Annotated in this window: 14 protein-coding genes; 8 read left to right on the plus strand and 6 right to left on the minus strand. The window is 70.4% G+C overall.

What is annotated here, in order from left to right; translation table 11 throughout:
• Positions 1–91: 91 nt before the first annotated feature.
• The 3 genes from ACFQW8_RS06635 to pdhA are packed head-to-tail and all read right to left on the minus strand — an operon-like array spanning position 92 to position 3,706.
• Entirely contained in the window at positions 92–1,582 is a 1,491-nt protein-coding gene (locus ACFQW8_RS06635) for a dihydrolipoamide acetyltransferase family protein (protein ID WP_380086186.1), read from the minus strand.
• A 19-nt stretch (positions 1,583–1,601) separates the two neighbouring features.
• A complete protein-coding gene (locus ACFQW8_RS06640; protein ID WP_380086187.1) occupies positions 1,602–2,603 on the minus strand; it encodes an alpha-ketoacid dehydrogenase subunit beta in 1,002 nt (333 codons plus the stop codon).
• Entirely contained in the window at positions 2,600–3,706 is a 1,107-nt protein-coding gene (gene pdhA, locus ACFQW8_RS06645; protein WP_380088611.1) for a pyruvate dehydrogenase (acetyl-transferring) E1 component subunit alpha, read from the minus strand. Before pdhA ends, ACFQW8_RS06640 begins: the two co-directional genes overlap by 4 nt.
• Positions 3,707–4,049: 343 nt before the next feature.
• On the opposite strand from pdhA, the gene ACFQW8_RS06650 reads away from it, so the two are divergent.
• The gene (locus ACFQW8_RS06650; RefSeq protein ID WP_380086188.1) at positions 4,050–4,739 is read left to right on the plus strand and encodes a hypothetical protein; all 690 of its coding nucleotides are present in this window, start codon (positions 4,050–4,052) and stop codon (positions 4,737–4,739) included.
• A gap of 105 nt (positions 4,740–4,844) precedes the next feature.
• Here ACFQW8_RS06650 and ACFQW8_RS06655 read toward each other — a convergent pair whose 3' ends face one another.
• Both ACFQW8_RS06655 and ACFQW8_RS06660 read right to left on the minus strand, forming a co-directional pair.
• Entirely contained in the window at positions 4,845–8,159 is a 3,315-nt protein-coding gene (locus tag ACFQW8_RS06655; protein WP_380086189.1) for a S8 family serine peptidase, read from the minus strand.
• A gap of 135 nt (positions 8,160–8,294) precedes the next feature.
• Positions 8,295–9,191, minus strand: coding sequence for a LysR family transcriptional regulator (locus ACFQW8_RS06660; RefSeq protein ID WP_380086190.1), 897 nt, complete (start codon positions 9,189–9,191; stop codon positions 8,295–8,297).
• Positions 9,192–9,263: 72 nt separating this feature from the next.
• Here ACFQW8_RS06660 and ACFQW8_RS06665 point away from each other — a divergent pair, with 72 nt between their 5' ends.
• The gene (locus ACFQW8_RS06665) at positions 9,264–10,235 is read left to right on the plus strand and encodes an EamA family transporter (protein ID WP_380086191.1); all 972 of its coding nucleotides are present in this window, start codon (positions 9,264–9,266) and stop codon (positions 10,233–10,235) included.
• Here the strand turns inward: ACFQW8_RS06665 and hisC are convergent.
• A complete protein-coding gene (gene hisC / locus ACFQW8_RS06670) occupies positions 10,145–11,245 on the minus strand; it encodes a histidinol-phosphate transaminase (RefSeq protein ID WP_380086192.1) in 1,101 nt (366 codons plus the stop codon). The two genes, ACFQW8_RS06665 and hisC, sit on opposite strands and share 91 nt — an antisense overlap.
• 131 nt (positions 11,246–11,376) lie before the next feature.
• On the opposite strand from hisC, the gene ACFQW8_RS06675 reads away from it, so the two are divergent.
• The 6 genes from ACFQW8_RS06675 (at position 11,377) to ACFQW8_RS06700 (ending at position 18,111) form a co-directional block, all read left to right on the plus strand.
• The gene (locus ACFQW8_RS06675) at positions 11,377–11,766 is read left to right on the plus strand and encodes a phage holin family protein (RefSeq protein ID WP_380086193.1); all 390 of its coding nucleotides are present in this window, start codon (positions 11,377–11,379) and stop codon (positions 11,764–11,766) included.
• 186 nt (positions 11,767–11,952) lie between these two features.
• Positions 11,953–13,425, plus strand: coding sequence for a cytochrome ubiquinol oxidase subunit I (locus ACFQW8_RS06680; RefSeq protein ID WP_380086194.1), 1,473 nt, complete (start codon positions 11,953–11,955; stop codon positions 13,423–13,425).
• A 13-nt stretch (positions 13,426–13,438) separates the two neighbouring features.
• Positions 13,439–14,479, plus strand: coding sequence for a cytochrome d ubiquinol oxidase subunit II (gene cydB, locus ACFQW8_RS06685; protein WP_380086195.1), 1,041 nt, complete (start codon positions 13,439–13,441; stop codon positions 14,477–14,479).
• Positions 14,480–14,496: 17 nt separating this feature from the next.
• Entirely contained in the window at positions 14,497–16,083 is a 1,587-nt protein-coding gene (cydD, locus tag ACFQW8_RS06690; RefSeq protein ID WP_380086196.1) for a thiol reductant ABC exporter subunit CydD, read from the plus strand.
• Positions 16,080–17,693, plus strand: a complete 1,614-nt coding sequence (cydC, locus tag ACFQW8_RS06695; protein WP_380086197.1) for a thiol reductant ABC exporter subunit CydC — start codon at positions 16,080–16,082, stop codon at positions 17,691–17,693. The genes cydD and cydC overlap by 4 nt, the downstream gene beginning before the upstream one ends.
• 73 nt (positions 17,694–17,766) lie before the next feature.
• The gene (locus ACFQW8_RS06700; protein WP_380088613.1) at positions 17,767–18,111 is read left to right on the plus strand and encodes a BlaI/MecI/CopY family transcriptional regulator; all 345 of its coding nucleotides are present in this window, start codon (positions 17,767–17,769) and stop codon (positions 18,109–18,111) included.

Genomic DNA, 18,111 nt, shown 5'->3' on the forward strand with positions numbered 1-18,111 from the left:
CTGTCACGCGGTCAGCCACCTCCCGATGCGGCTACCGCACCGCAGGTGGGGCGATCCCCACCTACGGTGCAGTGGCCGTGCCAGGTGGGCGTCAGCCCCAGACGAGGGCCCGCGACGGGTCCTCAAGGATGGCGGCGACATCGGCGAGGTAGCGCGACCCGAGCTCTCCGTCGACGAGCCGGTGGTCGAAGCTCAGCGCGAGCGTGGTGACGGAACGCGGCGCGATGGTCTCGGCGCCGGACTCGTCGGTGACGACCCACGGACGACGGTTGATCGTGCCGAACGCCAGGATCGCGGCCTCGCCGGGGTTGAGGATCGGCGTGCCCGCATCGATGCCGAAGACACCGATGTTGGTGATCGTGACGGTGCCACCGGACATCTCTGCCGGCTGGGTGCGACCCTCGCGGGCGGTCGCGGTGAGCGCGCCGATCGCCTCGGCCAGCCCGCGCAGCGTGAGCCGGTCGGCGTCCTTGATGTTGGGGACGACGAGCCCCCGCGGGGTGGCCGCGGCGATGCCGAGGTTGACGTAGTTCTTGAGGACGATCTCCTGCGCCTGCTCGTCCCACGCCGCGTTGATCTCGGGGTTGCGGCGGGCAGCGATGAGCATCGCCTTGGCGAGGATGAGCAGCGGCGTGACCTTGACGTCCTTGAACTCCTTGTCGCGCTTGAGCTTCGCGACGAGGTCCATGGTGGCGGTGACGTCGACGGTGACCCACTCGGTGACGTGCGGAGCCGTGAACGCGCTCCCGACCATCGCCTGGGCGACCATCTTGCGCACGCCCTTGATGGGCACGCGGACCTCGCGCTCGCCTCCGGCGAAGATGCCCGAGCCAGATGCAGCGTATGCCGCTGTGCCAGAACCGGATCCGGCCGCCGGTGCCGCCGTCGGTGAGGCTGCGGCACCTGCCGAAGCGGCAGGTGCGCCGCCCGCGGAAGGGGCGCCTGCGGCATACCCCTCGACGTCAGCCCGGGTGACGACGCCGCCGTCACCCGTGGCAGCCACGGCGGCGAGGTCGACGCCGAGGTCCTTGGCGAGCTTGCGCACCGGCGGCTTCGCGAGCACCTTGGCGTCCGATCCGGCCGGCGCGGGAGGTGCCACCGGAACGATCGGCTCGGGGGCGGGCGCTGGCGGAGCAGCGGCCGCGGCCACCGGAGCGGCGGCCTTTCGGGGACGACGCGAGCTGCCGCCCGCCTTGGGGCCGTAGCCGACGAGCGTCTTGAGCGGCTCCTCCTCGACCTCGGCGTCGGCAGCCGCAGCGGCGTTGCCCGGCCCGACCTCCACCGAGCTCTGCGCACCGGCCTGGACGTCGGGGACGGTGGCGGGCGCGGAGTCAGCGCCCTGGCCGTCGTCGATGGAGATGATCGGCGTGCCGACCTGGACCTCGTCGCCCTCGCTCACCAGCAGCGCCGACACCGTCCCGGCCCACGGGATGGGCAGCTCGACGAGCGACTTGGCGGTCTCGATCTCGACGACGATGTCGTTGACCTTGACGGTGTCGCCGACCTTGACGTTCCAGGTGACGATCTCGGCCTCGAGCAGGCCCTCGCCGGGGTCAGGGAGGTTGAAGTGCTTGACACCCATGTGTTGTGTCTCCTCAGACTCAGTAGGCCAGGGCGCGGTCGACACCGTCGAGCACGCGGTCGAGGTCGGGCAGGTAGTGCTCCTCGAGCTTGGACGCCGGGTAGGGCGCGTTCCAGCCGGCGACCCGGATGACCGGGGCCTCCAACGAGTAGAAGCAGCGCTCCGTGACGAGTGCCGCGATCTCGGAGCCGACGGACACGAACGACGGTGCCTCCTGGGCGACGACGAGCCGGCCCGTCCGGTTCACCGAGGCGGTGATGGCGTCGATGTCGAGGGGGCTGATCGAGCGCAGGTCGAGAACCTCGATCGAGCGCCCCTCCTCAGCCGCGACCTGGGCGGCGTCGAGGCAGACCTTGACCATGGGGCCCCAGCAGGCGAGCGTGACGTCCGTGCCCTGACGCACGGTGTGCGCCGAGAACAGGTCACGCGGAGCGGCAGGCGCGTCGAAGTCGACCTCGCCCTTCTCGTGGTAGCGGCGCTTGGGCTCGTAGAAGATCACCGGGTCGTCGCACTCGATCGCCTGCTGGATCATCCAGTAGGCGTCCTCGGGGTTGGAGCAGAAGACGACCCGCAGCCCGAGCGTGTGCGCGAAGTAGGCCTCGTTGGACTCGCTGTGGTGCTCGACCGCGCCGATACCACCACCCATGGGGATGCGGACGACGACCGGCACCTTGATGGCGCCGCGCGAGCGCGAGTGCAGCTTGGACAGCTGCGAGACGATCTGGTCGAACGCGGGATAGACGAACCCGTCGAACTGGATCTCGACGACCGGACGGTAGCCGCGCAGGGCCAGGCCGATCCCGGTGCCCATGATCCCGGACTCGGCCAGCGGGGTGTCGATGACCCGGTCCTCACCGAAGTCCTTCTGCAGGTGCTCGGTGATGCGGAAGACGCCACCGAGCTTGCCGATGTCCTCGCCCTGCAGGATGACCTTGGGGTCCTTCTCCATGGCCTTGCGCAGGCCGGCGTTGAGGGCCTTGGCGATGGTCGTCCTGGTCGTGGTGGAAGCCGGGGTGCTCACGCGCGTGCCCCTTCCGTCGTCTCGGTCTCGAACAAGGCGCTGTATGCCGTGAAGGCCGCCTTGTCGTCCTCGACCTGCCGGTGCGGCTCGACGTAGACCTGGTCGAAGATGTCGTCGACGTCGGGGTCGGCCATCGCCACCGTGTCAGCCCGGACCCGCTCACCGAGCGCGTCCGACTCGGCCTCGACGGAGTCGAAGAAGTCGGCGTCGGCGATGCCCTCGCTCATGAGCCAGCGCTTGTAGCGGGCGACCGGGTCACGCAGCTTCCAGACCTCGACCTCGGCGGACACGCGGTACTTCGTCGGGTCGTCCGAGGTCGTGTGGGCGCCCATGCGGTAGGTGAAGGCCTCGATGAGCGAAGGACCATCACCGGAACGGGCACGGTCGAGCATCGTGGTCATGACGGCATACACACCGAGCACGTCGTTGCCGTCGACCCGCAGGCCAGGGAAGCCGAAGCCGTCGGCGCGCTTGTAGATCGGCGCGCGGGTCTGGCGGTCGTTGGGCTCGGAGATGGCCCACTGGTTGTTCTGGCAGAAGAAGACGACCGGGCTGTTGTAGACGCCCGCGAAGACGAAGGCCTCGTTGTTGTCGCCCTGCGCGGTCGCCCCGTCGCCCATGCAGGCGATGACCGCGGCGTCACGCTCGGTCTCGCCCGTGCCGACGGCGCCGTCGCGCTGGATGCCCATGGCGTAGCCGGTGCCGATCAGGCTCTGGTTGCCGATGACGATCGTGTAGGGGTGGAACCCGAACTCGGCCGGGTCCCAGGCACCCTTGTCGACGCCGCGATACATGGCGATGAGGCGCATCGGGTCCACGCCACGGGTCCACGCGATGCCGTGCTCGCGGTAGCCGGGGAAGCAGTGGTCCTGCGTGCGCATCGCGCGGCCGGCGCCGATCTGGGCGGCCTCCTGGCCGAGGAGCGAGGCCCAGAGGCCGAGCTCGCCCTGACGCTGCAGGGCCGTGGCCTCCTGGTCGACGCGGCGGACGAGCACGAGGTCGCGGTAGAGGTCGCGCAGCTCGTCGTGGCTCAGGGCGTCGATGACCGCGTCGTACTCGGCGTGGGGGACGCGCTCTCCCTCGGGAGTAAGGAGCTGGATCATGTCGGGGCCGCCATCGGCCGCCGCGCGGGGCGGGGGCGCTGCTGCCGGGTCCACCGAGACGTGGTGGTCCATTCCGCCGGCGGGCGGCGTTGCTGCGACATCGGTGTCGCTCACGGGCACTCCTGTTCCCTGGGACGTCCGTTCGTGGCGAACGCCCGGCTCGGGCCGCCGGCTCCACACGCTCGTGCGCGCGCGGCCCGGACGGCGGTGTCTGGGAGCTCCTCGGGGTGTGAGGCGCTCACCAAGCCTGCTGGGCCAAACCGTACCGCGAGGGTGGCGCTGCCTCCCAAACGCGCCGGTCACGGAACCGCGCCCCACCTCGGGACGTCCTAGGTTCATGGGTATGCGAACTTCCGTGGGCCGAGGACCGACCGGGTATGCCGTGAGTGCCCTGTGCGCTGTCGCCCTCCTGTCCGCCTGTGGTTCGGAGGAACCACGGGTCCGGGACGACCGAGGCACTGCGAGCCCATCGGCAACCACGTCCACCACACCCTCGGCATCGCCGACGCCGACCCCGTCATCCTCCGGCACGAGCGGCGCGACGATGCCGCCGAGCGGTCGAGCGCGGCCGACGGTGATGTCCGGACGGGTGACATCCATCGAGGACGGGTGCATCGTGTTCAAGAACGAGCAGAACGGCAGGCTGTGGGTCCTCATCGGTGAGACGAAGGGCCTCACTGCCGGCACGGCATACGTCATCCAAGGAGCCGCGATGGACAGCATGGACCCGAACTGCTCCGAGGCGCTGCCCTACTACGTCAGGGACGCCTCCGTCCGGATGGCTGACGACCCCGTGCCGCACCCGACCCTGAGCCCGGCCGGTCAGGTGATGACGCTGACCGGAGTCGTGTCCGACGGGGTCGAGGCCGGGTGCCGGGTGCTGCAGACCGACGCAGGGGCGTTCGTCCTCGTCGGTCCGGTCGCGGTGCCCGACGGCCGGGTCAGGGTGACGGGACGGCCCGTGGACAACATCATGACGACCTGCCAGCAGGGTCAGGTCTTCGAGGTCCAGTCGGCCTCCCCCGTCCGCTGACCGGCGCACCTGGGCGCGTGCGCAGGCGCAGCTCAGTGCGCGCGGACAGCGAAGGGCCCCGCAACGAATGCTCGTTGCGGGGCCCTCGCGTTGGTCAGGCAGAGGTCACGGAGTGACCGAGCCGATGAGGACCTGACCCGTGCCGAGGAGCGCGCCCTCGGTGGAGAGGACCTGCATCTCGCCCGACACCTGACGGCCCGCACTCGGAACGGATGCGGCGGTGACCTGACCCGTGACCGGCGCCGAGGCACCCGTCGCGAGCTCGGTCGTCGTCGCCGGCACCGTGAGGGTGCCGAGTCCGGTCGAGTAGAAGACGTCGAGGTAGTCGTACTGCGTCGAGCCACTCGGGACCGAGTAGCCGTCAACCTCCACTGTGTAGGTCCCAGCGGGCAGGTTCGGCTGGCTGATCGTCACGGCCTCCTCGCTGTCACCGTCGGCCTGCTGGGCCACGACCGTGCCGGCCGAGTTCTTGACCGTGAGGTCAAGGTCGGCAGCCGGGTCGGACGGGTTGCCGATGCTGGCCACGAGCTTGGTGGCGCCCGCGGGGACGGTCACCGTGAACTTCTGCAGCTCGTGGTTGGCGATCGTCTTGCGACCGGCGACGGCCGAGCCGAGCGGCCCACCCTTGGGCGCGATGGTGACCGGAGCGAACTGGTTGGTCACCGTCCACGACACCGGCGTGGGAACCCCGACCTTCGCCGAGGCGACGGTCTGGGTGGCCGGGTTCACGACGACGCCCTGCGCACTGGCGGTGAGCTTGAACGGGTTGCTCAGCGTCGGCGTGGTGCGACGCGCCTCCACCTGGAGCTCCCAGATGCCCGGGAGCGGGTTGGAGTAGCTGCGCGACGTGGGGTTGCATCCGCCACCGGCGTTGTAGTTCGAGAAGCACACGAGCGAGCTCGTCGACTCCACCGGGTTGCCATAGGGGTTGTAGGCGATCCAGCGGATCTGGGACCCGTCGGCGTGGTTGCCGAGGTTGACCTGGAGCGCCTTGGCGCCGGCCGGCACGTTGACGAACAGACGCTGGTAGAGGTTGCGCTCGACCGTGCCCGTCTTGGACACCGCGAACGACGGGGCCTTGGCGTCCTGCGCGAGGACGACCGTGAGCAGCACCCGCTTGTCGACGACCGACGTGGCCGGGTCGTCGATCTCGAGGATCGCCGAGTGGACACCCGGCGTCGAGGTCTTGACCGTGACGGGGATGTCGACCGTGCCACCGAGCGGCTGCGGACGCTGCGAGACGGGCAGCTTGAACGTGCCGTCGTTGCCGACGAGACGGAGGCTGTGCCTGACGTTGCCCTTGACCCCGGAGGTGCGGGTCGACTTCACCACGTAGTTCTTCTCGACACCCGAGGTGATGCCACCGGCAGCCGCGTCACAGCGGTTGTAGAGGCCCGTGCCCTGGTGCGGCGTCGCGAGGAAGCCGGACAGCGGGGTGCAGACCGGAGCCGTCACCGTGTAGTCCTGCGAGGAGGGGCGCGTCTTGAGCAGCGTCCAGGCGTTGGGGACGTCCACGAGACCGGCGCCCTGGCCGATGGCCTCGACGTTGGCCTTGTAGTCGGCCGTGGTGTACATCGAGTCACGGATCTGGCGAGGAGTGACCTCGACACCAGTGGCCTTGGCGGCCGAGAGGAGCAGGGCCGTGGCGCCTGCCGTCTGCGGGGACGCCATCGACGTGCCGTTGAAGTGGGCGTAGCCCGGGGGCAGCGCGTAGCCGGCCTCGGCGACCGGACCACCCGGCTGCCAGGTCGGGATCGACGAGACGGCCGAACCCGGTGCCATGACGTTGGGCTTGAAGCCACCGTCCTCACGCGGACCGCGCGAGGAGTAGTTGTGCAGGGCGACGGCCGAGCTCACGTCGGCGCCGTAGTTGGACTTCCACGTCTCCTTCGTGATCGAGGAGGCGGCCGAGATGACGTCCGTGGCGACCGACGGGTCACCGATGGAGTTGATGCCCGGGCCGCTGTTGCCGGCGGAGATGACGATCTGCACGCCGTACTCGGCGATGAGGGCGTCATAGAGACGGGCACGGGCGTTGTTGCCGTCGTTGAGGGCGGGCAGGCCACCGATCGACATGTTGACGACGTCGACGCCGCGGTTGGCGACGAGGTCCTCCATGCCGTCCGTCAGTGCGACTGCGGTGCAGCCACCACCCCACGAGCAGGCGCGGCTCGAGACGACCTTGGCGCCGGGCGCCTGGCCGTCCATGGCGCCACCGAAGAGCGAGTGCGCTGCGGCGATGCCGGCGACGTGCGAGCCGTGGGCGGACTCGACGACCCCGATGTTGACGAAGTCCGCCTTCTGGCCGGGGAGACCGGCAGGAGTCAGGTCGACGTCCTCGCGGTACTCGACGACGAACGGCATCGACTCGGCGATCGCGGTCGCCGGGTTGTCGACACCGAAGTGCCCGATGTCGAACTTCTCCTTGTAGGGACGCATCTTCTCGCTGTCGGAGAAGACGAGGTCCTTGTTCGCGTCGACCCAGATGTCGTGGGTGCTCTCGTTGTAGAGGATGCCCCAGCGGTCGCTGGTGTCCCCGTCACGGTTGAAGTCACCCGCGGCCTCGGAGGCGGTCGAGATGTTCTCGGCCACGCGCTGGAACTTGTAGGTGCCCGCCGGTGCCGTGTAGGTGCCGATCCCATCGCCCGTGCCGGTGATGGTGAAGGAGGGGCCGGTCACGGTCGTGAGCATGGCGCGCCAGGAGCCGTCACCCTCGAGGAGGGGGTCCGTGGCGGTGACCCAGTCGACGATCTTGCGTTCCCCCGTGGAGGTCGTCTGGAGTGCGGGGTGGTCGAGGTCGACACCGGAGTCGAGGACACCGATGGTCGTGCCGCGTCCGTCGTAGGTCGGGTTCGCCGTCTTGAAGGCGATCGAGCCGATGTCACGCGTGGGCATGTAGGGGTTGTCGTCCGGCGTGCCGGCGCCGGGACCAGTCGCCGCAGCAGCCACGGCGCCCGACGCCTTCTCGGCTTCCGGCCTGGGCAGCGCGATGCGCTCGTTGAGGTCGACGGCGACGATGGACGCGTTCTTGGCGACGGCGTCGACCTTGTCGGTCGGGACGCTGGCGCTGATGTAGCCGACGCGGTCGTTGACGGTGGCGACAACGCCACCGCTGGCCCTGATGGCCTTGACGGCGTCGGCAGTCTTGCCCTTGTCGGTCGAGATCATGACGACGACGCGGGAGGTCTTCGCGTCGACGGCCTTCTCGAGCAGGTCGCGGTCGTGCCGGCCGAGCTTGTCGGCGGGCTTGGCCTTCTTGACCTTGGTGGTCTGCGACTGCGCGTTGGGCGCCTTCGAGACGGTGATCTCACGATCTCCGGGTGCTGCTCCCGAGTGGGGGGCCGCAGCCGTTGCGGCAAGTGCCGCGGCTGCGATTCCGGCGATCGTCGTGAAACTACGGCGCAGGGGGCGTCGGGTCACGTCGGGTGGTCCTCTCATCAGGTCGTGGGCGCCTCGTTGGGCCCACAACTCACCGCTGCGCGGTCGCGCACGGGTGCAGACAGTGTTACCCGTCAATCCGCGACCCGCCAGACCCACAGCAAAGAAATCTGTGCGTTACGTGTACGTGAGCCGCCCGACATCACGAAGAACGGCGTTCCCACGGCGCACGACGGCACGTTCTGCCCGGTCCGGGCGCGAAAGTGCAACGACCCACCGTCGGGCGTTGACACCGCGCAGCGGCCTCAGGACGACACCCTCCCTGGGACGGGTCGTGAACCGCGGGAGCAGGGCGAGGCCGGCGCCGGCGTGCACGAGCGCCTCGACCACCCGGTTGTCGCGGACGCGCTGGACCACCCTGACCGGCCGTCCGGTCGCCCACTCGACCGCGTCGAGGACGGTCGCGAACGGATACCCGACGGGGACGCCGATCCACGGCTCGTCCACGACGTCCCGGGGTCCCAGGTGCGCCTTGCCGGCGAGCGGGTGGTCGGCCGGCAGCGCGACATCCAGGGGCTCGCGGGCCAGCACGGTGTGGACGAGCTGCTCGGCGCCCCGAGGGATGGCGCCGAGGAGGCTGTGGCCGATGACGATGTCGTGGTCGGCGGCGAGCGAGGCATAGTCCTCCTCCGAGACGTCCGTGTCGCTCAGCTCGACCTCGATCCCCTCGGCGGCGAGCGACATCAGGGCTGGCGGCACGAGGAACTCGGCCGCACTCGTCAGCGCCGCGATCCGCACCGTCCCCGTGGGTCGCCCCCGGAACTCGTCGAGCTGGGCCTGGACCCGGGCCAGCGCGGCCTCGACGTCGACGGCGCCTGCGGCGAGGAGCTGCCCTGCGTCGGTGAGCCGCAGTCCGCGGCCCACGGGTTCGACGAGACGGACGCCGAGATCTCGCTCCGCGGTGCGCAGCTGCTGCGAGACCGCGGAGCCGGTGCGGTGGGTCGCGGCCGCCGCGGCGGCGACGCTGCCTCGGTCGGCGAGCTCCCGCAGGAGGGTGAGGTGGCGAGCGTCCATGTAGGAAGCCTAAGCACACAATCAAGAAGGAATCAGTAGACCGAAGCAATGTATGCCGTCCACGCTGGACCCGTGCCCACTCGCCACCGCCTCCTCGCCGTGCTCGTCGCCGTCCTCTGGGGGGTGAACTTCATCGCCATCCACGCCTCCCTCGAGCAGTTCCCACCCTTCTTCACCGTCGCCCTGCGCTGGTTCCCGCTGGCGCTCGCTGCGGTGCTCTTCGTGCCGAGGCCCGACGTCGCCTGGCGTTGGGTGCTCCTCTACGGACTCGGCTTCGGGGTCCTGCAGTTCGCGTTTCTCTACTGGGGCATGGCGACGGGTATGCCGGCCGGGCTCGCCTCGCTCGTCCTCCAGAGCTCCGCGCCCTTCACCGTCGTGCTCGGCGCACTGCTCGGCGAGCACCTGTCACCTCGGCGTGGTCTGGGTGTCCTCGTCGCCATCGCGGGCCTCGCCGTCGTCGGCTCCCAGCGCGGCGACGTGTCGGCCGTGTGGCCGTTCGTCCTCACCGTGCTCGGGGGCCTGGGCTGGGCCTTCGGCAACCTAGCCGTGCGCCGAGCCCGGACGGCGCAGCCCTTCCGCCTCACGATGTGGATGAGCGTCGTGCCACCACTCCCCATGCTCGCGCTGAGCCTCGTCGTCGAGGGGCCGGACCGGATCCTCGACTCCCTCACCTCAGTGGGCACGTCCGTGGGTGGAGCCGCCGTGGCCGGGCTGCTCTACACGAGCCTCGTCGCGACCGTGGTGGGCACGGGGATCTGGTCCTGGCTCATGGCCCGCCACCCGGCGGGCACCGTCGCGCCGTTCTCGATGCTCGTGCCCGTCACCGGCCTCACCGCGGCCTGGGTGGTCCTCGGCGAACGCCCGACGGCGCTCGAGTGGCTCGGGTGCGCCGTCGTCGTGGTGGGCGTCCTCATCACCGCGGGCGGCCGGCATACGCCGACCTCCGCACGTGGTCAGTCGCGGGAGAAGGCAGCCGTGACCTCGAGCAGCCGGTCGTTGGCCTCACGCTCGGCGATGGTCGCGCGCACCCCGTCCGTGCCGTAGGGCCGGACGGTGAGGCCCGCAGCCTGGCAGGCGGCGGCGAACTCGGCCGTGCGCTCACCCATCGGGAACCACACGAAGTTGGCGTCGGTGTCCGGGAGCTCCCAGCCCTGACGCTCCAGCTCGGCGACGACCCTGGCCCGCTCCGTGACGAGCTCCTTGACCCGGACGTCGAGCTCGTCGAACGCCTCGAGCGAGGCGATCGCCGCCACCTGCGCGAGGGAGTTCACACCGAACGGGATGGCCGCCTTGCGCAAGGCCTCGGCCACGGGCTCGTGCGCCACGGCATACCCGATCCGCAGACCCGCGAGGCCATAGGCCTTCGAGAAGGTGCGCAGCACGGCGACGTTGGGCCGGGCCCGGTGGATGGCCACGGCATCGGGCGCGTCGTCGCTCGTGACGAACTCGAGGTAGGCCTCGTCGAGCACGACGAGGACGTCGTCCCGGACGCGGTCCAGGAACGCCTCGAGCTCCGCGGTCCGCACGCTGGGACCGGTCGGGTTGTTGGGTGTGCACACGAGGACGACCTTGGTGCGGTCCGTGATCGCGTCGGCCATGGCGTCGAGGTCGTGACGTGCCTCGCTGGTGAGCGGCACCTGGACCGGCGTCGCGCCGGCGAGGGCGACGAGGATCGGGTACGCCTCGAAGCTGCGCCACGCGAAGACGACCTCGTCGCCCGGGTCGCAGAACGCGGTGATGACCTGGCCGAGGACGCCGACACTTCCCGGCCCGGTCGCGACGCGCGCGGCGGGCACGTCGAGCCGCTGGGCGATCGCCTCGGTCAGAGCGGTGACACCCATGTCGGGGTAGCGGTTCATCTGTCCCGCCTGCTCACGCACGACGTCGAGGACGGACGGCAGCGGCGGGTAGGGGTTCTCGTTCGACGAGATCTTGTAGGCCGTGATGCCGGCCTGGGCCTCCGCCGGCCGCCCTGCGACGTAGGCCGGAACCGCGTCGAGCGCCTTCCGGAGGCGGACTTGCGAGGCGGGGGTCGAGGTGGAGCCGTCGGTCATGCTGGTCACTGTAGGGGCCACACCCGCATGACGCAGAAATCTCGGATCTGCACCTGTTGCAACACGTCCGATCCGAGATTTCCGGGCCGAGCCGACGTCAGGGGGAACGCCGGACGTGGGAGCATGTGCCGGTGCAGAACTTCCTGATCCGAGTCCTCATCAACGCCGTCGCTCTCTGGGCGGCCGCCGGCCTGCTCGACGGCATCAGCTTCGGCACCGAAGACGAGTGGACCAAGAAGGTCGTGACGATCGTGCTCGTCGCCCTCGTCTTCGGCCTCGTCAACGCCGTCATCCGGCCCATCGCCAAGTTCCTGTCGTTCCCGGTGATCGTGCTGACGTTGGGGCTGTTCACGTTCATCGTCAACGCGTTCATGCTGCAGATCACCGAGTGGATCGCCGACCCCATCGGGCTGGCGTTCACGATCGACGAGTTCTTCTGGGACGCCGTCATGGGCGCCGTCATCATCACTGTCGTGTCCTGGCTGCTCAGCGTCGTCCTGCCCGACGGCGACGACGACTGAGGCCCGCCGCCCAGACTGCTGGCGCCTGACGCGCCGACCTCGACGACCCGCGCACCGATCGGTGCGCGGGTCGTCGCGTCTGCCCCCAGCGCGACGTGACGTCGCCTTTGATCTACTACGCCCTGTCGTATTACTATCGACTGTAGTAGAGCCTCGCATCCCAGGGAAGCAACCCGTAGGAGAGCCATGGAGCCCGTCGACCTCGCGCGATGGCAGTTCGCGATCACCACCGTCTACCACTTCCTCTTCGTGCCGGTGACGATCGGCCTGTCCTTCGTCGTCGCCGTCACCCATGTCGCGTGGGTGCGGACCCGCCGGCCCGAGTGGCTGCGCCTGACCAAGTTCCTGGGCAAGCTCTTCACGATCAACTTCGCCCTCGGTCTCGTCACCGGGATCGTCCAGGAGTTCCAGTTCGGGATGAGCTGGTCGGACTACTCCCGCTTCATCGGTGACATCTTCGGAGCGCCGCTGGCCCTCGAGGCCCTGCTCGCGTTCTTCGTCGAGTCGACGTTCCTCGGCCTGTGGATCTTCGGGTGGGGACGCATCCCGGAGAAGCTGCACGCGGCGACGATGTGGGTCGTCCACGTGGGCACGCTGTTGTCGGCCTACTTCATCCTCGCGGCGAACTCCTTCATGCAGAACCCCGTCGGCTTCCGCTACAACCCGGAGTCGGGGCGCGCCGAGATGACTGACTTCCTCGCCATCCTGCTCAACAAGGTCCAGCTCGTGGCGTTCCCCCACGTCATCACCTCGGCGTACATGGTCGGTGGAGCGGTGGTCATGGGCGTGGGTGTCTGGTTGTGGCGGCGCGCGGCCGCGACCGGGGCCGGCGACGCAGCCGACGTCCCGATGTATCGCAAGGCCACCCGTCTCGGCGCGGTCCTCACCCTCGTCGCCAGCATTGGCGTCGTCGTCACCGGTGACGTGCAGGGCAAGATCATGACCGAGGTCCAGCCGATGAAGATGGCTGCGGCGGAGGCGCTGTACGAGTCGGAGACCGGTGCCGGGTTCTCGATCCTGACCATCGGTTCGCTCGACGGCACCGAGGAGGTCTTCGCGATCAAGGTGCCCAAGGTCCTTGCGTTCATGGCGACCGGCAACCCCGACGGTCGCGTCGAGGGCATCGACGAGATCAAGGCGCGCAACGCCGAGATGGTCGCCGGCATCGAACGCACCTACGGCCCCGACGTGGCAGCGGTCGCGGCCGACAGTGACGCGGACTACACCCCCAACGTGCCGCTCGCCTACTGGACCTTCCGCCTCATGATGGGGCTCGGCTTCGCCTCGATCGGCCTGTCGCTACTGCTGCTGTGGATGACCCGCGGCTCGACTCGGGCCCCGTCGTCGCGGTGGTGGCTGTGGGCCGCGGTCGCCGCGCCGCTGCTGCCCCTGTTCGCCAACAGCTTCGGGTGGATCTTCACCGAGACCGGTCGACAGCCGTGGCTCGTCAACGGGCTGATGACGACCGCCTTCGGCGTCTCGCCATCGATGTCCGTGGCCGAGATCTGGACGTCGATGACCGTCTTCACCCTGCTGTATGCCGGGCTCGCCGTCGTCGAGGTGCGTCTCTTCCTTCGGTATGTCGCCCACGGCGCGGAGCCCTTCCACGAGCCGGCCGCCGCGCCCGCCGAGGACGCACCACTGCAGTTCTCCTACTGACGAGAGGTTCGACATGGACTACGCCTTCATCTGGTTCATCCTCATCGGGGTGCTGTGGACCGGCTACCTCGTCCTCGAGGGCTTCGACTTCGGGGTCGGCGCACTGTTGCCCGTCCTCGGTCGCCGACCTCACGTCGGCACCGGGGCGGACGACGCCGACAAGCGGCGGCGTGTCATGCTCACGACGATCGGCCCGCACTGGGACGGCAACGAGGTCTGGCTCATCACCGCCGCGGGTGCCACCTTCGCCGCGTTCCCCCACTGGTACGCCTCGATGTTCTCGGCCTTCTACCTCCCGCTCCTGGCTCTGCTCGTCGCCCTGATCGTCCGCAACATGGGCCTGGAGTACCGCCACAAGCGTGACGACGACAGCTGGCGCCGACAGTGGGACGCGGCCGTCATCGGCGGCTCGGTGGCCGCCCCCTTCCTCGTCGGGCTCTCGCTCACCAACCTCGTGCGCGGTGTCCCCCTCGACGCCGACTTCGAGTTCGTCGGCTCGCTGGGGACGCTGCTCAACCTGCCGAGCCTGCTCGGTGGTGCCGCCTTCGTCGCACTGTCGGTGACGCACGGGGCCTGCTTCCTCGCCCTCAAGACGGATGGGAGCCTGCGCGCAGAGGCCGCCCGGGCTGCGTCCCGATCGGGCCTGGTGGCCGTGGTCCTCGTGATCGCACTGCTCGGCTGGCTCCTCGGCGTCGACGGGTCGGGGCCAGTCCTCTCGTTGACGGCACTGGCCGGGGCCGCCCTCGTCGGCGGGCTCGCGGCGAGCCGGGCGAGTCGCGAACGGGTCGCCTTCGCCGGCACGACCCTGGCCTGGGTCGGCATCTCCGCGGCCTACTTCGTCGCGCTCCACCCGGCGGTCATGCCCACGACGTTGCCCGGTGGCGCCTCCCTCACCATCGAGAACGCTGCGAGCACTCCCATGACGCTGCAGATCATGTCGGTCGCTGCCCTGCTCTTCACGCCGATCGTGCTCCTCTACACGGCCTGGACCTACTGGGTCTTCCGGCGACGGCTCTCCACCGAGCTCCTGGGCGCACCCGCGCTCGTGAAGTGAGCGGACGGCATACACGCATGAAGCCCTTCGATCGTCAACTGCTCAACATGGCACCGGCCCTTCGGCGTCCGGTCACCACCCTTGCCGTCGTCGCCGCCGGCCAGGGCGCCGCCGCGATCGCCCTGGCTGTGGCTCTCGCTCGTCTGGTGACCGACCTCGTGGCACAGGGCAGCTGGCAGCGCAGTGCGATGTGGGTCACCGTCGCGTTCGTCGTGCGGGCGGCACTGGCGATGCTCGTCGAGCGGATCGGCGCCAGCACGGCGACTGCGGTCAGCTCGGCCCTTCGGCGGCAGCTGCTCGCTCGCTGGTCGAGCGCGCCGGCCGAGGCGCGACCCGAGGCGGAGCAGGCGTCGACCCTCGCAGTCCAGGGAGCCGCCGCTGTCGAACCGTATGCCGCCCGCTACCTCCCGGCCCTCGTCGCCAGTGCCGTCGTGCCCGTGCTCGCCGTCGCGGCGCTCGTGGTCGTCGACCCGCTCAGTGCAGTCATCGTCGTCGTGACGTTGCCGCTGCTGCCGCTCTTCGCGGCCCTCATCGGCAGGACGACGCAGGACGACACGATGAGTCGCTGGCGGGCGCTCGAACAGCTCGCCGGGCACTTTGGTGACGTCATGCGCGGGCTGCCGACGCTCGTGGCGTTCGGGCGCGCCGGTCCGCAGGTCGATGTCGTCCGGGCGGTGTCGCAGCAGCACCGAGCGGCGACGATGCGCACCCTGAGGCTGGCCTTCCTGTCCTCGGCGGCGCTGGAGCTGCTCGCGACGATCTCGGTCGCCATCGTCGCGGTGTCGGTCGGGCTGCGGCTCACCCATGGATCCATGACGCTGGAGGCCGGTCTGCTCGCCATCCTCCTCGCGCCGGAGGCCTACTGGCCGATCCGTCGGGTCGGGGCGGAGTTCCACGCCGCGGCCGACGGTGCCACCGCCATCGACGACATCCTCACCGAGCTCGAGACCTCGGCTCACCGGGTGCACCGAGCCGGCAGTGGGTCGGAAGTGGTCGTGGAGGAGGTGGGCTACGCGTATCCGGGGTCGGAGGCGCTCGTGCTCGACGGCGTGACGCTGACCGCGGGGATCGGACTCACGGTGATCACGGGTGAGTCCGGGGTCGGGAAGTCGACGCTGCTCGACCTCGTCGCCGGACTGCGGACGCTGACTGCGGGCACGATCTCGACCGGACGGGTGCACTACGTGACCCAGCGGCCGTTCCTGCCGGACGGCACGATCGAGGAGGCGCTCCGACTCGGCACCGACGCCGACCTCACCGGTCAGCAGCCGTGGGCGGCGCTGCGCCGGGTAGGTCTCGACGAGTTCGTCGCCTCGCTCCCCGACGGGCTCGAGACGCGCCTCGGGGACGACGGCTTCGGGCTCTCGGCCGGTCAGCGGCTCCGCCTGGGTCTGGCCCGGGCCGCACTGTCCGACGCGCCCGTCCTCCTGCTCGACGAGCCGACCGCCCACCTCGACGAGGACGGCACGCGGCTCGTCCTCGACCTCGTCCGTGAGCTCGCGACCGACCGTTGCGTCCTCGCCGTGTCCCACGCGGCCGAGCTGGTCGCGGTCGCGGAGCGCCACCTGCGGCTGGGGCACACGCTGGCTGAGGCGACGTCATGACCGTCCTTGAGCAAACGGGGCGCCGGCCCGCCGCGCTCGCCGGACTGTGGGGAGGGCTCGCGCTGACCTCAGGCGTCGCACTCACCGCGACCTCCGGCTGGCTCATCGTGCGCGCCGCCGAGCGCCCCGTCATCCTCACCCTGCTCACGGCCATCGTCGGCGTGCGCGCCTTCGGCATGGCGCGCCCCCTTTTCCGTCACCTCGAGCGGCTCCGCTCGCACGACTCCGCCCTCGCGGACCTCGCGACAGCACGTACGGAGGTGTATGCCGCCCTCATCCCGCTGACTCCGGCTCGCCTCGGCCGCCGCTCGCGCAGTGCCGTGCTCGCCGGTGTGGTCGACGACCTCACCGACGTCGTCGAGTCCCACGTGCGGGTGCGGGTCCCCGTGCTCTCGGCCGGTGTCGCGGCCCTCTTCGCCATCCTCCTCACCGGGGCCCTCGAGCCAGGGGCGGGAGTCCTCGTCGCGACCTGGTCGGCGCTCGTGGTCCTGCTCGCCCGCTGGGGCCTGGCCCTCGAACGCGAAGCGCAGCCCCTCCTCGGAGCGGCCCGCGCAGAGGTGAGCCGAGCTGCCGAGCTCGTGGCACGGCATACGCCACGGCTGCAGGCCATCGGAGCGGCAGGTGACGTGCTCACCCGACTCGACGCGGCGCACACCGGCCTTGCCCGGGCCTTGCGCACGCAGAGCCGCGGCCGGGCGCTGGTCACGGGCGGCGTGCTCGTCCTCACCGGCGTCACCACGGTGGTCATGGCCGTCATCGCCGGCCGGGCCGAGCTGCCCAGCGCCGTCACGGCTCTGCTCGTCGTCGTCCCCGCGGCCCTGGCCGACACCGTCCTGCCCTTCGCCGACGCCGTGCGGGCCCAGGCCCGGGCCGAGCAGAGTCGGGCCGGAGTCGAGACCCTGCTCGACCAGACCGCCGCGGTGGCCGATGTCGGCCGGGGACGGCAGTCCTCGACCGCGCCGCACCTGCGTCTCGAGGGCGTCTCGGCAGGGTGGGTCGAGGGCCGGGTGGACGTCGGACCGGTGGACCTCGACCTCGCGCCCGGGCGTCGGGTGGGAGTTGTCGGCGCCAACGGGTCGGGCAAGTCCACGCTCCTCGCCGTCCTCGCGCGGGCCCTCGACCCGGCATCGGGTCGATACCTCGTCGACGGTCGGGATGTCACCGAGCTCGCGGCCGACGCGGTGCGCGAGCTGCTGGCCGTGGTCGACGACGAGCCACACGTCTTCGCGGCTGACCTGCGTGCGAACCTCGCTCTCGCACAGCCGGACGCGAGCGATCAGGACCTCGTCGACGCGCTGCGGGTCTGCGGGCTCGAGAGCTGGTTCGACGCCCTGCCCGACGGACTGGGCACCCGGATCGGATCGGGCGGGCGGGGGGTCTCCGGCGGCGAGCGGGCCCGGCTCGCGCTCACCCGAGCGGTCCTGTCACGACGTCCCGTGATCCTCCTCGACGAGCCCGTGGCCCACCTCGACCACGCCACGGCGACGAGTGTCATGCGTGACGTCTGGGCGGCCACGTCCGGGCGTACCGTGGTCGTCGTCAGCCATCGTCACGAGGGGCTCGACGCCGTCGACCAGGTCATCGATCTCACGCCCACCCGCAAGGACTGAAGCCGTGCCCGCCACGCCATTTACGCCCTCCACGCCATCGGCTCCCCGACTCGGCGACCTCGAGCGAGCCGTCATGGAGCAGCTCTGGGAGGCGTCGGGACGGCGGCCCGAGGGAGCGAGCGTGCGCGACGTGCTCGAGGCCCTGCCGGCGGACCGCTCCCTCGCCTACACGACCGTGATGACCGTGCTCGACCGCCTGTCCAAGAAGGGTCTGGTCACCCGCGAGCGCGACGGCCGGGCCTGGCGCTACACCCCGGCAGGCACGCGCGAGTCGCTCACCGCGGAGACGATGAGGGCTTCGCTCGGGGACGCGAGTGACCGTCGGGCAACCCTGCTGCACTTCCTCGACGGCGCCACGCCCGAGGAGCTCGACGACCTGCGCGCGGCCCTGGCCGAGGTCGAGCAGCGGCGCGGCTGA

It is taken from the genome of Knoellia altitudinis (assembly GCF_042666355.1).
Taxonomy (GTDB): domain Bacteria; phylum Actinomycetota; class Actinomycetes; order Actinomycetales; family Dermatophilaceae; genus Knoellia; species Knoellia altitudinis.